General features: G+C 42.0%; 10 protein-coding genes. 3 read left to right on the forward strand and 7 right to left on the reverse strand.

What is annotated here, in order from left to right; translation table 11 throughout:
* Positions 1-511: 511 nt before the first annotated feature.
* On the forward strand, positions 512-3,763 hold the full coding sequence (gene rne / locus PSE69_RS04300) for a ribonuclease E (RefSeq protein WP_272675045.1): 3,252 nt from the start codon (positions 512-514) through the stop codon (positions 3,761-3,763).
* 179 nt (positions 3,764-3,942) lie between these two features.
* Positions 3,943-4,569, forward strand: a complete 627-nt coding sequence (locus PSE69_RS04305; RefSeq protein WP_121874547.1) for an SDR family oxidoreductase — start codon at positions 3,943-3,945, stop codon at positions 4,567-4,569.
* Between the two features lie 43 nt (positions 4,570-4,612).
* Here the strand turns inward: PSE69_RS04305 and tmaR are convergent, their stop codons facing one another.
* The 3 genes from tmaR to PSE69_RS04320 form a co-directional block, all read right to left on the reverse strand.
* Complete coding sequence (gene tmaR / locus PSE69_RS04310; RefSeq protein ID WP_004920843.1) at positions 4,613-4,945, reverse strand: PTS system regulator TmaR; 333 nt, start codon at positions 4,943-4,945, stop codon at positions 4,613-4,615.
* Between the two features lie 162 nt (positions 4,946-5,107).
* A complete protein-coding gene (locus PSE69_RS04315) occupies positions 5,108-6,379 on the reverse strand; it encodes an MFS transporter (protein WP_004920844.1) in 1,272 nt (423 codons plus the stop codon).
* 272 nt (positions 6,380-6,651) lie between these two features.
* Entirely contained in the window at positions 6,652-6,846 is a 195-nt protein-coding gene (locus PSE69_RS04320) for a hypothetical protein (protein ID WP_036940804.1), read from the reverse strand.
* A 374-nt stretch (positions 6,847-7,220) separates the two neighbouring features.
* Between PSE69_RS04320 and sbcB the strand changes: the two genes are divergently transcribed.
* Positions 7,221-8,648, forward strand: a complete 1,428-nt coding sequence (gene sbcB / locus PSE69_RS04325; RefSeq protein ID WP_121874546.1) for an exodeoxyribonuclease I — start codon at positions 7,221-7,223, stop codon at positions 8,646-8,648.
* Between the two features lie 46 nt (positions 8,649-8,694).
* Here sbcB and dld read toward each other — a convergent pair whose 3' ends face one another.
* The 4 genes from dld to PSE69_RS04345 all read right to left on the reverse strand — a co-directional run bounded on the left by dld (position 8,695) and on the right by PSE69_RS04345 (position 14,604).
* A complete protein-coding gene (gene dld, locus PSE69_RS04330) occupies positions 8,695-10,428 on the reverse strand; it encodes a D-lactate dehydrogenase (protein ID WP_004920852.1) in 1,734 nt (577 codons plus the stop codon).
* A gap of 226 nt (positions 10,429-10,654) precedes the next feature.
* Positions 10,655-12,037, reverse strand: a complete 1,383-nt coding sequence (locus PSE69_RS04335) for an APC family permease (protein ID WP_004920857.1) — start codon at positions 12,035-12,037, stop codon at positions 10,655-10,657.
* The gene (locus PSE69_RS04340) at positions 12,027-12,242 is read right to left on the reverse strand and encodes a hypothetical protein (protein WP_004920859.1); all 216 of its coding nucleotides are present in this window, start codon (positions 12,240-12,242) and stop codon (positions 12,027-12,029) included. Before PSE69_RS04340 ends, PSE69_RS04335 begins: the two co-directional genes overlap by 11 nt.
* 388 nt (positions 12,243-12,630) lie before the next feature.
* Complete coding sequence (locus tag PSE69_RS04345; protein ID WP_004920862.1) at positions 12,631-14,604, reverse strand: ligand-gated channel protein; 1,974 nt, start codon at positions 14,602-14,604, stop codon at positions 12,631-12,633.
* Positions 14,605-14,713: the final 109 nt, after the last annotated feature.

Raw genomic sequence — 14,713 nt, forward strand, 5'->3', positions numbered from 1 at the left:
CGACCTTATATGCGGGATATATCATACCGACTCCACAAATTTTTTTATCATTTTTTTTTATTTGGTCAAAGAATAGCTCGTTAGTCATATTTCTAAATAAAATTTTCATATAACGCATGTATCGACTTGCTATAATGTCATTGGCAGTGGGATAATATGTAACTGCCATAATGTTTGATAAAACGATAATTGGCATGAAATACAGATTTGCTATTTGATTGAGTAAAAGCGCGGCAATGGCGTAAGACGCTTCGCAAAATCAAATAATTAGCGAGCAACGAATATTAGCTTTTTGGGTTAGGAACTTCCGTTAACAAAATTATGACGGCTTCCTGATTAAGAACGCTGAATTTTTAATCTAAAAATCAGGTTCACCGAATACTGCGCGTCTCTATACGGACGACTGCCGGGAGGCAGGCGGCTTTGTAAAAATCACGAGGCCATCGGTTTACAATAGCTCCCTTTTTCGCTGCTCTTTATTGAAAGTAAAAAATAATGAGTAAGTAACAATATGAAAAGAATGCTAATAAACGCGACTCAACAGGAAGAGTTGCGTGTTGCCCTTGTTGACGGGCAACGACTCTATGATCTGGATATCGAAAGTCCAGGTCATGAACAAAAAAAAGCGAATATTTACAAAGGAAAAATAACTCGCATCGAACCAAGTCTTGAAGCTGCTTTTGTTGATTACGGTGCTGAAAGACACGGTTTCCTCCCTATCAAAGAGATCGCTCGCGAATACTTCCCAAGCAATTACCACTCTCAAGGCCGCCCCAATATCAAAGATGTCCTTAAGGAAGGCCAAGAAGTTATCGTTCAGGTTGATAAAGAAGAGCGTGGCAATAAAGGTGCTGCACTCACCACGTTTATCAGCTTAGCGGGAAGTTATTTAGTACTGATGCCAAATAACCCGCGTGCGGGTGGTATTTCTCGCCGTATTGAAGGTGAAGATCGTACAGAATTAAAAGAAGCGCTCTCCTCCCTTGAGATCCCGGATGGGATGGGGTTGATTGTTCGCACCGCGGGCGTGGGTAAATCCGCAGAATCTTTACAACAAGATTTGCTCTACCGCTTACGCCACTGGGAAGCTATCAAAAAAGCGGCTGAAAACCGCCCTGCTCCGTTCTTAATACACCAAGAAAGTAACGTCATTGTTCGTGCGTTCCGTGACTATTTACGCCCAGATATCGGCGAAATCCTTATCGATAACCCGAAAGTGGTCGAAATGGCACGTAACCATATTGAAGCGATTGGCCGTGGTGATTTTGCCAGCAAAATCAAATATTATAGCGGCGATGTTCCGCTATTTAGCCATTATCAAATCGAATCACAAATTGAATCTGCCTTCCAACGTGAAGTACGCCTTCCATCTGGTGGTGCATTAGTGATTGATACTACCGAGGCGTTAACGGCTATCGATATCAACTCTTCACGCTCAACACGCGGCGGAGACATTGAAGAGACCGCATTTAATACAAACCTTGAAGCGGCCGATGAGATCGCACGTCAATTACGTCTGCGTGACCTTGGCGGCTTAATTGTTATCGACTTTATCGATATGACGCCAGTCAGGCATCAACGTGAAGTTGAAAACCGCCTACGTGAGGCCGTGCGTCAAGACCGTGCACGTATTCAAATCGCCCGTATCTCGCGTTTCGGTTTATTAGAGATGTCGCGCCAGCGTTTAAGCCCATCATTAGGTGAATCTAGCCACCATGTGTGCCCTCGTTGTTCGGGTACAGGAACCATCCGTGATAATGAATCATTGTCTCTTTCTGTTTTGCGTCTTATTGAAGAAGAAGCATTAAAAGAGAATACACATGAAGTTCATGCTATCGTTCCGGTACAAATTGCTTCCTATCTACTTAACGAAAAGCGTAAAGCAGTCAGCGAAATCGAAACGCGTCAACGCAATGTTCGCGTGGTCATTGTGCCAAACGACCAAATGCAAACGCCTCATTTTCACGTGATCCGTATTCGTAAAGGTGAAGAAGTAAATACGCTGAGCTATAACTTAGCTCACTACCATGAAACGGAAACCTTAAACAGTACGGAAGATCCAGCCGCTGAACGTAAAGCCCCTGAGCAACCAGCTATCTCTGCTTTCGCGTTACAAGAGCCTGTAGAACAGCCTGTTACTGTTAAGTCTAAAGAGAACAAAGCACGCACTGAAACACCAAAACAAGGGGTTAAAGTGGATGCCCAGCCGAGCTTTTTTAGCAAGGTAGCTGAATTCTTCAAAAAACTCTTCGCTGGTGAAGAAGAAAAAGTTGCTGAAAAACCTGCTGAGAAAAATCGCCAAAATAGCGGTAACGACAAGCGCCGTAACAATGAACGCCGCAATAATCGTCGTAATAATCGCCGTGATCGTGATGAAAACAGTGACAACCGCGAAAATCGTGATAATCGTTCTAACCGTAATGCGCAATCTGACGAAGCTAACAATCGTAAAGGCCGCAATAATAAGAACGTTAATCAGCAAGATGAGCAAAACGTTGATAGCAATAGCCGTGAAGCGCAGCAACAGCGCGCCGCGAACAACGTGCTGAAACGCCGTCGTCGTCAAGATGAAAAACGTCAACAACAAGCAGCTAAGGCACAACAAGAGGCAGTTCAAGGTGCTGATAATACACCTGTAGAGAAAGAAGAGCCTCAAGCGCGCCCTGTTACGCCTCGTCGTCAACGTCGTCAATTGACACAAAAAATTCGTATCACTGATAACGTTGAAGCCGTAGCGCAAGAAGATGAAGTGGTTAAAGTTGCAACTGCCGTTGAAAATGATGCTATGCCTATCGCAGCACTCCCTGCTCCGACTCATGTTGATGAGCAAGTGGCTGAGGTAAATAGCTCAGAACAACAAGATGTTCAAGTTGCTAACCAAGAAGATAAGCAAGATACCATCATTCCACGTCGCTCACGTCGTTCACCACGTCACCTACGTGTCAGTGGTCAGCGTCGTCGTCGTTACCGTGATGAGCGTCATCTGACAAAATCACCAATGCCTCTGTTCGCTGCCGTAGCCTCACCTGAGTTAGCGTCAGGTAAGGTGTTTATCAGCTATCCTGTTGTTCAACCACAACAAGAAACCATCGCTATCATGACCAATGAAGAGATGCTTGAGCAACAAGGTATTGTTAGTGTAGAGGCCGTTGAAACCACCGATATCACACCTTCTCAGGTCATCGAGCAGGCTAATGAAACGGTTGAAACTGTCGCTATCGAACCAGTAGAAACCGTCACTGAAACCAACGTTAATCTTGTGGCTGAATCCGCAGATGAGCATGCAGTTTCTCTTGAACCTGCCATTGCCCCACAAGCTGAACCGGCTGTCGTTCATACAGAGCAAGCTCTAGAAGACACTCAACCAGAGCCTGTTGTTGAAACGGCACCAACCGTTGAACCTAAAGCACCGGTCGCGATCATTGAAGACGTTGTGATTGAGCAACCTAAAGTGGAGCCTACAGCAGAGACAGCCGAACAAGATGATCAGCCGCAAACCAGCACAGATGCAGTTGAAGAGCCTAAGGCTGAAGCTGTTGAAGTGCCTTATGTAGCGAAATCAACGGTTATTGTTGCAAGTAAGGCAGCACGTCATGCTTACTCACCAATGACCAAAGCACCAGCGCCTGAAGTGGTCGAATCAACATTCGAAATCAAGGTTTACCAGCGTGAAGCCTCAAACTTTGTCAGTAAAGGTGCCGGTGGGCATGTAGCAACCAATTATGCGACATCACAAATGGCAAAACCGGCTCATTTTGAATAGTATTCTTTAAATACGTCAAACAGCCCTGCAACTCGCAGGGCTTTTTTATATCTATCTCTCTGCACTGAATAGCTCTCCCACTTATTTGACAGAACAATAAATCAAAACCTATTATTGATAATAAAAATAAAAACCATCATTATTTCTATTTACTGATCGTTAATTGAAAGGAAAATATGATGGCTCATTGGGTAATTTTTGGTGCAACAAAAGGAATAGGCCTCGCATTAGCCAACATTGGCATTCAACAAGGCCACCAAGTCACAGCCTTAGTGCGTCAACAAACGGATGCTGAGCGGCTAACGGCTGAAGGCATACAAGCCTTTATTGGCGATGCCACCGACCCGTCTTCTTTAGAGGCGATTTTTGCACACATGACACCTGATACCGTCATATTCACCACTATTGGCGGCGGGCAAGCCGATTTTGTTGGTAATTACCATATTATCCGCCAAGCAGAGCAGCATCAGATACATCGTTTATTATTTGTCACTTCAATTGGTTGTGGCGACAGTTGGTCAACCTTATCACCAAGAGCAAAAGCCCTTTTTGGGCAATCTGTACGCCAAAAATCAATGGCAGAGTCCTATTTACAGACTAGCGAAATAAATTACACCATTTTAAGACCTGGGGGCTTAATGAATAGCGCGGCAACGGGTAACGCAACTTTATTAACAGGGGAAGCCCATGGTGTCGTTAGTCGAGAGGATGTCGCGAGAATATTAGCGAAGCTCGCTGAAGATAAAAGTAGCTATAGGCAGGTTTACACTGTTATTGACCCAGATTTAAAACCACACTGGGGTTGATGCGATGACATTGAGCCGAGCTAACCTCGGCTCTAGTCTTCAATTATTTCACGTCTTTTTTATTGAGTTCGCCCATCTCTTTTAATTTATTCGAGATCTCACGGCGCTCTTTGGACAGTTCCGCATTTTTAATGATGTAATCATCAACACGGTCGTCATAATCGCTACGCATATTCGCGATAATTGCTTGAATTTCCTCGATGGTCATACCCGGTTTAATATAGTCGCTTAAGTTATCAAGCAATAAAACACGTTTTTGGTTATCACGAATTTTCTTTTCATTGTCGGTAATTTCACGACGAATTTTATTCTTACGACGATACATACGCACAAATTCCAAAACATTATGGAAAGATTGTTTGTTAGCGTTGTCCATGTTTAAAAACCCTCTGTTAGAAAAACAAAACGCATTCACTCGTTACACAATACCTTCTAACAGCACCGTGTTACAACCCTATTTCATCTATTCATTGATATAAAAACAAATAAAAAGGCATTTTTGCTCAATCGACTCCACTCACGAGCTGAATTGTTTCAGTTATACCTTTTGTACCTCGTCCTTAACGCCTATTTCCTGAGCAACTCTGGAAGTTTGTTTGGCAAGCGCTATTTTATCGCTGCGTAAACAGAAAGCAGATAAAATTGTGGTGATCACGACAAAGCCCCCCATTACCAGATAGGTATCAGCAAAACCGATTTTATCGTAACCCCAGCCCGCCAACGGCGATAAAATACTCCCCACAATCGAGGTAATACAGCTAAAACCCACTAAGTACAGTGTCGATGATAAACGCTTATCAAAATGGCGACTGTTATATTTAAAAATTGCAATCAGCAATATTGGCAGCTCTACAGCATGAAGTAATTTCATAATAGAGATCATGACAGGTCCTTCGACTAAACCTGAGCCAATAATCCGCAATGCCATCACACTACTCGCAAACAATAACCCTTTTTTGGCTCCTATGCGGTTAACAATATATGGAGCTAAAAACATACCTCCTGCTTCTAAGAAAACCTGCAATGAATTCAGATAACCATACATTTCATTACCTGTTTTCTCATCTTGGAATTGGTGTGCGAAATAGACCATAAATTGCTGATCATAAACACTGTATATGCATGTGCCCAACACAAATAAAATCAGCGCCCAAAAACGAGGAAGTGTGAACAATTGCAAGGCGTCATCAAGGGTTATGCCAGAAGGTTTTCCATGCTCTAGGCTATTAAATGCGTTTGGTTTTGCCGTTTTTAGTTTTAATAAAATAACGAGAAAAATCGCACCGGAGAGGGTCGCCATGATAAAATTGTAATTAGGGTCAACGTTAATATTGCGACCAGCAAAAAATGTCGCAATCGCCCAACCTAATGAGCCCCACATCCTCGCTTTGCCATATTCAAAATCACGCAAGCGACTGACGCGTTCCGTATACGACTCAAGTACCCCAATTCCGGCATGGAAAGTCATACCGATAAAAAGACCACCGATTAAGCTTCCTACCACCACATTCCATTGCAATAAATAGCCAAACACCATAAAAAATGGGCCAGATGATATCAAGAGTATCGCAATAAACAGTAATAAGTTCTTTCGTAGACCTAGCTTATCCTGTAAAAAGCCATAAAGAGGTTGCGCGCAAAGCGCCACTATGGAAATACATGAAAAAATGATCCCCGTTTCAGTGCCTTCTAAACCAACATATTTTCTAAGCCAAATAGCAACAATTGAAAATGTTGACGACCAAGTAAAAAAGAAAAAAAACAGCAACGCACTCAATGACACGTAGTACTTTCTTGATTCATTATTCATTGTTATTCGCCTGCATATTCCCCTAAATGCCAAAAATGTTAAGGTTAACATTTTTTCTAAACCAGTAAATCGCACTCAAATTGTGATGTTAAGCACATTTGTTAACGTTAACATTACTGATTTATGAAGCAAATCACTCTTCAGTGTCGGTATGGAGCCGTTGTTTTAGCAATATCAACTTGCGGGTTGATCTTCTGATCAACGAAAGAAAGGTCACGTAATGAAATGATAAATGTTGCTGTCACTAGCCCTCAAACGAGGGCTCGTATTATCTAAACTTGGCTATTTAGAAAGGTCACTGCATCATCAAGAATGCTTTTTCGCGCTGGGTTGTTTTCTTCTTTTGCGTCCTTTTTCAACTTATCAATAATACTTTGTTTAGTCACGTCGCTATTACCCAATAGCTCTAGTGTCACATGACCTATTTCAGATAAAATTAAACGTGTTCTTTCATCATATGTATTCATATTCACATCCTCTTTTTTGTTAGTCACATTTAAAAGAGTAGATCAAAACATCCTTTATTAGGCAAATTTTTACGCTGATTTACCTGTTTTTCCAAGAAAAAAGGGCATCTTATATCAAATGATTGATATAAATATCAATTAGATAGCAGTTTGTGCCTATTACATATTTAAATTGCAACGCCAACCATTTAAGGGCCTCTGTTCAGGTTTTCACATCTATCAGGTATGATAGTCGCTACTATTTGTGAGAAGTTACCGCCTATTCTCTGGAGCAATTTTTGTGTTTATTAGCCTAAATTATTTGCCCCTTATCAGTAACCATCACAAAACCTCATCATCACAAAAATAGCAGCAAAGGCTTACGGAGAATAACGTTGCAAGAGACTAAAAAGCAGCCTACCTTTTTTATTCATGACTATGAAACCTTTGGTAAACACCCCGCACTTGATCGCCCCGCACAATTTGCAGGTGTTAGAACCGATCTCGATTTTAATATTATTGATGAGCCAGAAGTCTTTTATTGCGCACCAACAGACGACTATTTGCCCCAACCAGAAGCGGTGATGATCACCGGTATTACACCACAGCTCGCCTTAGCCCAAGGGGTCAATGAGGCTGAATTCGCTAAACGGATCCACCAGCAATTTAGCCAACCGAATACCTGTATTATGGGTTACAACAATATTCGTTTTGATGATGAAGTGACTCGAAATATTTTTTATCGTAATTTTTATGACCCCTACGCTTATAGCTGGCAGCAAGGTAATTCGCGTTGGGATTTATTAGATACTGTGAGAGCGTGTTTTGCGCTACGCCCTGAAGGGATTATTTGGCCTGAAAATGATGAAGGCTTACCTAGTATGCGCCTTGAACATCTAACAAAAGCGAATGGTATCGCCCATGAAAATGCTCATGATGCGATGTCCGATGTACTCGCCACCATAAATATGGCGAAGCTGCTCAAAGCCGCTCAACCTAGAATGTTCAACTACTTCTACCAGCTAAGAAATAAAAATAAAGTTAGCCAATTAATCGACATTGTCGATATGACACCGTTGGTGCATGTTTCTGGCATGTTTGGCGCTCTACGCTCCTATATTAGCCTTGTTGCACCATTAGCATGGCACCCAGACAACCGTAATGCGGTTATTATGTGTGATTTAGCGGCGGATATTTCACCCCTGGTTGATTTGCCCGTTGAGACTTTGCGTGAGCGCTTATATACCCCTAAAACGGAATTAGATGGCGAATTACCGGTTCCGATTAAATTAGTACACATTAATAAATGCCCTATTCTTGCGCCTGAGAAAACATTGCGTACAGAAGATGCTGAACGCACGGGGGTTGACCGCGATCTCTGCCTACGCAATTTGGAAATCTTACGTAAGCACCCCGATATTCGTCATAAAGTGATTGAAATTTTTGCCCAAGCGCAACCATTTGAAGAGCCGGATGATGTTGATGCTCAAATTTACAGTGGCTTTTTCAGTAGCTCTGACCGCTCGACGATGGATATTATTAGAGAAACACCGGAAAAAAACCTGCCTGCGTTAGACCTCACTTTTGAAGACCCACGTATGAAAGAGCTATTTTTCCGTTATAAAGCACGTAATTACCCCTCAACCTTATCCTATGATGAGCAGCAACGCTGGTTGCAGCACCGCCGTGACTACTTTACTGAAAGCCGTTTAATGGAATATATGCAATCTATTGAGTCGTTAATGATTGAACATCAAAACGATGTTGAACGCTGTAAGCAGCTCAAAGCACTGGTCAATTACGCGGCTGAATTAGCCAGCTAATATGGGTTGGGCAGGGTTTCCTGCCCAAAAACAACGCTTGCACTGATTAGTGATCGTGATGGCAACCACAATCCCCTTCCCAATTTTTACGTTTCGTTGTTTTGCCTAAACCGGGGTTCATGGTGTTAGTCGGATCTGCTTTTTTATAGAAAGATTTTAGCTGTGGCTGAGCTTTATATAAGTGGCCTACGTTATGCTCTGCGGGGTATTGTGCACCTCGTTCATCTAACAGCGCTAACATTTTCTCTTTCAATTCTTTTGGATCGACGCCTTTTTTCAATACATAATCTTGGTGCATCACATGACACATAAAATGCCCACAATACAGTTTATGAACTAACAATTTTTCAATTTCTGGCGGCAATTTTTCAAACCAATCACGATCATTTCGACGTAAAGCGATATCCAGCGGCAATACATCCTCAACATCTTTATTGTGTACCGCATGGTAACGAACCGCCGATCCCGCTGCGGCAAAGCGGTGTAAAAATGCTTTCGCCCCTTCCTCTGGTGTACACTCAAAATACCCCCCATCCGCCGTTGCAAAGAAGGATTTCAGCCAAACTTTCGCCTCATCAATACCTTCACCCGCCATTTTTAACATCAGATGATGCTCATACTTATCACGAAATTGCTTCATACGTGGAGGTAAATGTGCAGGCCATAATTTACTGAGTAGCTGCATAGTGCGGTCAACAAGGTTTGACGGTAACAACGGTACTTTATTTAATACGGCATCAATTCGGCCTTTGATAGTAAAAAATAGTGGCATTTTGTCAGTGCCAAATTTATCTATCATTAAAAAGGTATCTTTTCCGTATACTTCAGCGATATCAAAACAACCGCGGTGCATATACTCACCTGCTACTGGTAAGTTTTTAAATTCACTAAGAATATGACGACGAATGTCTTCCAGAACATCCGGATTGTTTGTGCCAATATAAAACACTTGTGTTGAGGTATCGGCAGGGAAAGTATCAAGGCGGACAGCAAATACGGCTAATTTACCCGCACAACCAGATGCTTCAAACAAGCGGCGCTCATCTGCGTTAAAGCGTGATGGTGTATCCGCATTCACATCACGAACTCGCTGAGCATATTCATGGTCTGACGCCAGCTTTTCACTGTGTTCAACATCTTCTGTTCGATAACGTCGATTTTGCAAGTTCGTTAAAATTTCTTCAGGTGTATCCCCTAAGTTAATCCCTAGGTGGTTTACTAACTCCACTTTTCCATCTTCATTTACTCGCCCATATAAGGCTAGCTCCGTATAAGCCGGGCCTCGGCGCACTAGGGAGCCACCTGAACTATTACAGATCCCGCCAACCACTGACGCCCCGATGCAAGAGGAGCCAATGAGGGAATGCGGTTCACGACCTAATGGTTTTAGTAATTTCTCGAGGTCATACAGCGTACTGCCTGGCATAGCAACAACTTGATTAAATTCAGGTAATACTTGAATTTGATTTAATTTTAATGTGCTAATAATAACGATATCACGATCATAATCATAACCGCTTGGCGTCGAACCTTCTGTCAGCCCTGTGTTCGCGGCTTGCATAATCACTATTTTATCCGCCTCGACACAGGCTTTAAAAACATACCATTGTTCTAATAACGTGGTGGGGAAGACGACCGCAATAGCATTACCGATACCTGAGCGAAACCCTTTGCGGTAACGTTCTGTTTTATGGGGTTTAGTCAGGATATTTTTTTTACCAACAATATTGGTGAGTGTCAGTAATAATCGTTGATTTTCAGGGCTGTTTACTGCATTCATTTCTGCGCCTTCCTGTCAGGGTAATTATCAATAAACTGTTCAATTAATTGTAATGTCATAATCATTTAACAACCATATCACATTATAAAGCGTTTTAGATTGAGATATCGGTGCAGTGTCACAATTAGCTGATTGGAAGGTTAAAACAAATAATAGACTAACAGCCTGAATAATAGGCAAAAAAAAAACAGCACTCTGAGGTGCTGTTTTTATTCAATCGACTAAATTAATAATCGCTCATTTGAGGCATTGGACGACGGAACATACGCGTCAATATCGCCATATAGACCAGACCGACAGCCGTCCAAATTAAGCCATATACCATTGAATCCTCTTCGATATTTAACCATAGTACACAAACGGTCAGCGTACCAATGACAGGCAAAATCAAATAGTTAAGGATATTCTTAATCCCATGTATACGGCGTTCACGAATGAAGAACTGGCTGATAACTGAAATGTTAACGAACGTAAACGCAATCAGTGCACCAAAGTTAATTAATGCTGTTGCAAAGTCCATCTCAAACCAAATAGCGCCAAGTGCTAACACACCGACCATTAATACGTTATAAGACGGAGTACGCCATCTTGGACTTACGTGGCCAAAGATTTTTTCTGGGAACACCCCATCACGCCCCATCACATACATCAAGCGAGCACTACCTGCATGTGCAGCCATACCTGAAGCTAATACGGTAACACATGAGAAAACCAAAATAATGGACTGGAAGAATGCCCCAGCAACAAATCTCATAATGTCAGGTTGTGTTTCATTGATGTTTTTAAAGCGCGAAACATCTGGGAAAAATTGTTGTAAGAAGAATGACACGGTAATGAAAATAATCCCACCGATAAGTGCTGTCAGGAAAATAGCACGCGGGATCACTTTACCTGCATTTGGTGTCTCTTCTGACAGAGAGCTTAACCCATCAAAACCTAAGAATGAAAAGCAGAGTATTGTCGCTCCGGCTATCAGAGGGATCAATTCCGTGTGCTCATCAGCAAATGGTCGGAAGGTCCAAACTTCACCCGTTCCTTCGCCATTCGATACACCATGAATCACAATCAAGGTAAATACAACCATGACCCCTATTTGAATAATGGCAATCACGGTACTTAGATTAGCGATGACGTTGATACCGCGTAAGTTAGCGGCAGTCATCAGAATAACTAGCCCCACAACAAAAATAGCAGGCTCAACCGTTGGGAAGATATCTTGTAAATAAATCTTCGCTAATAATATGTTGATCATTGGCATAAAGATGTAAGACAGCAGCGAGGTCCATCCTACAAGGAAGCCAATATGTGGGCTCATTGATTTTTGAGCGTAGGTATACGCCGAGCCAGCAGATGGAAAACGTTTTACCAATTTGCCGTAGCTCAGAGCAGTAAATAGTATCGCAGCAAGTGCAATAATATAGGAAGTCGGGACGTGACCACCGGTTTTATCCGATACCATACCAAAAGTATCGAAAATCGTCATTGGCTGAATATAAGCAAGACCAATCATCACCACTTGTAACAGGGTGAGCGTTTTTGCCAGCTCTACGCGGTTGTTTGCACCAGTTTGGTTGCTACCGATGGATAATGGTACTGAATTATTTGGCATGATAAAGCCCTCCCATAACTTTCGATTGAGTACTATTTGACCTACTTAATCGACAGTTACTGGGAAGACTTTGCATCTGCCTATAGGCAGAGAAGAAAGATGAAAGGTTAAATGGTGAAGTTGCGAAGCAGCCAATTGCTCCGTAATCATCGATGCGGCAGCCACGGCCACCAGGCCCTGCTGCGAATGCGAAAAAGTAAGCCATGCAAGCATTCCTCAAATCGGTAGCATAAAATGTTTGCTACACGTAAAAATATAATTTATCTATCCGGCCTATTATCCGGCCCCATAAAATTAAACGAACTTAAAAAGCAAAAAAAAACCGATACCGGAAATTGAGGTATCAGTCATTTTTTTAGTTCGCGCATTTTGCACTTCAAGTTATCAAATAGCAATAGGTATTGTTAAAAAAACAGACAATATTTGATGAGAATTTTTGATAAATTTGCCGATTTTGCGCTGGTAGCTAATAACTTGTTTTCTTCTATAAATTTTTGCTATTAAAAGACATTTTTTACTCTTTTTCGCACGCCAAAAAACAAGGCCCTCTTAACTCAATAAGAGGGCCTTAATTCAGTCAGTTATCAAACTCATTAGAAGTTATAGTTGATACCTATATTGTATCGACGACCTTCTAATTCAGCACCATAGTTTGTTGAGTCAATGCGGCGATCTAGCACGTTATAGACACCACCGACAATATTTGCATTCTTGTTCAACTGGTAGCTTGCCCCTAAATCAAACAATGCATATGACGCCGTACCATTATTCATTGTCTCACCACGGCCTTGGTAATCAGACGTTTTACCGCGGAAGTTCATGCGTGCCCATGTTTGCAACTCTTCAGTTGTATCCCATGTCAATGTCGTATTACCCATATGTTTTGGTTGCTTGTTTAGCGGCTTACCTTTATTGACACCACTTCTTTGTTCGGTGTCGGTGTAAGTATAGTTCGCCGAAAACGCTAAATTATCCAGAATGCCCCAGTTAAACGTTAACTCAACACCACGCATTCTTGCTTTATCAACGTTTTCACGGTCACTAACAAAACGGTATGGCTTACCATTATCACCAATACCATCATCTAATGTACAGTCTCTGATATTTGCATTGCTATTATCACAGCGTCTAACTTCTGTAATTTTATCTTTGAAATCGGTATTATAGATCGTGATCCCTGCGGTAATATTGTCTTGGTTATTCCAAATTACACCAATTTCTTCTGTAACACTTTTCTCCGGTTTCAAATTCGGGTTACCGTAAATCACTGCGTTACCTGCGCGCCCACCCGTTGATTGCCCCCAGTCTGCTGAAGATTGACGTAAGTCAGGTGCTTTATAACCTGTAGACACACCACCTTTGATGGTCCATTGGTCGTCAGCATGCCAAACACCATAAAGACGAGGTGTCCAGTGAGTACCATAGTTTTCGTCTTTATCCATACGGATACCGCCGGTTAAAGCGAAATCATTGGTCATTAACCATTCATCTTCCGCAAACAGCGCCCAGCTATAACGGTCAAGTTTGTTTAGTGCAAATTTATTATCACCTGCTTCTAATTTTTCCTTACGATATTGGCCACCTAAACTTAAACTGTGATCACCAATTAAGAAGACACTTTGATTACGTATGATGAGATCATCAAATTTCATCTTACGAGTTGGGTTCTTAGTTTCATCGTATTGAATATAAGTATCAGTGTTAGCTAGGTCATAAACCCCTGTATGAGTTAATGCAGTATGCGTCATCTCATATTTACTAAAGCTGCTACTATCACCTTCTTTATACGTATAGCCTTCACGATAGTCCCTATGCTGGCTATCTTTTTTGAAATCCAAATCAAAGGTGTTCTTTTCATCTGGTGTTAATGACAGTGTTCCACCACCACTTGCAACGATTTGACGACCGAAACCATCAACGATTTTATCTTCACCACGGTGTGAATATTGACCGCTAAGCTTCACGCCTAACAAGCCATCAATCAGTGGACCAGAAGTATAGAAACTGCCTTGTCCAGTGTTTCCTGAATTTCTACGCTCAGTAATTGTCGTATCAGCACGTAAACTTGTCGTCCACTCTTGCTGCACACGGCGAGTAATAATGTTAATTACCCCACCCATAGCATCAGAACCATAGAGGGAAGACATAGGCCCACGAACAACTTCAATACGTTCTATTGCAGGTAGTGGTGGCAGCCATCCCTGTTCGATACCTGAACCGTCACTATTTGGGCGCGTACTGCGCGTATCAACACGCTTACCATCAATCAAGATCATCGTGTATTTTGCATCCATACCACGAATACTGATATCTGAACTACTACCGCCGCCGGTGACTAGAACGCCCGGAACGTCTTTCAATGCATCGGTGACATCACGGTAAGCTTTATTTTCTAGTTGCTCACGCGTTACCACAGAAATAGACGCCGGCGCATCTTCAATTTTTTGTTGGAAGCCAGATGCGGTGGTAACCATAATCGTGTCTTTACTATCATCCGCAAATACAGGGGCTGCTGTGATTGCCGCAATAACGCTTATTGCAATTTTTCTTTTATTGAAAACTACCATTCCCAACTCTCCAAGAGATAATTTTGATTTGAATTTTGATATGACATAAGCTCAATATTCGGGTCTATAACCCTATCATTACTATTATTATTTTTTTGGTTATTAGATA

Source organism: Providencia sp. PROV122 (assembly GCF_028482365.1).
Lineage (GTDB): Bacteria > Pseudomonadota > Gammaproteobacteria > Enterobacterales > Enterobacteriaceae > Providencia > Providencia stuartii.

Excerpts from the sequence above, each read along its gene's own strand:
- rne (WP_272675045.1), top strand. The coding sequence starts at position 512 with ATGAAAAGAATGCTAATAAACGCGACTCAACAGGAAGAGTTGCGTGTT.
- PSE69_RS04305 (WP_121874547.1), top strand. The coding sequence starts at position 3,943 with ATGGCTCATTGGGTAATTTTTGGTGCAACAAAAGGAATAGGCCTCGCA.
- tmaR (WP_004920843.1), bottom strand. The coding sequence starts at position 4,945 with ATGGACAACGCTAACAAACAATCTTTCCATAATGTTTTGGAATTTGTG.
- PSE69_RS04315 (WP_004920844.1), bottom strand. The coding sequence starts at position 6,379 with ATGAATAATGAATCAAGAAAGTACTACGTGTCATTGAGTGCGTTGCTG.
- PSE69_RS04320 (WP_036940804.1), bottom strand. The coding sequence starts at position 6,846 with ATGAATACATATGATGAAAGAACACGTTTAATTTTATCTGAAATAGGT.
- dld (WP_004920852.1), bottom strand. The coding sequence starts at position 10,428 with ATGAATGCAGTAAACAGCCCTGAAAATCAACGATTATTACTGACACTC.
- PSE69_RS04335 (WP_004920857.1), bottom strand. The coding sequence starts at position 12,037 with ATGCCAAATAATTCAGTACCATTATCCATCGGTAGCAACCAAACTGGT.
- PSE69_RS04340 (WP_004920859.1), bottom strand. The coding sequence starts at position 12,242 with ATGGCTTACTTTTTCGCATTCGCAGCAGGGCCTGGTGGCCGTGGCTGC.
- PSE69_RS04345 (WP_004920862.1), bottom strand. The coding sequence starts at position 14,604 with ATGGTAGTTTTCAATAAAAGAAAAATTGCAATAAGCGTTATTGCGGCA.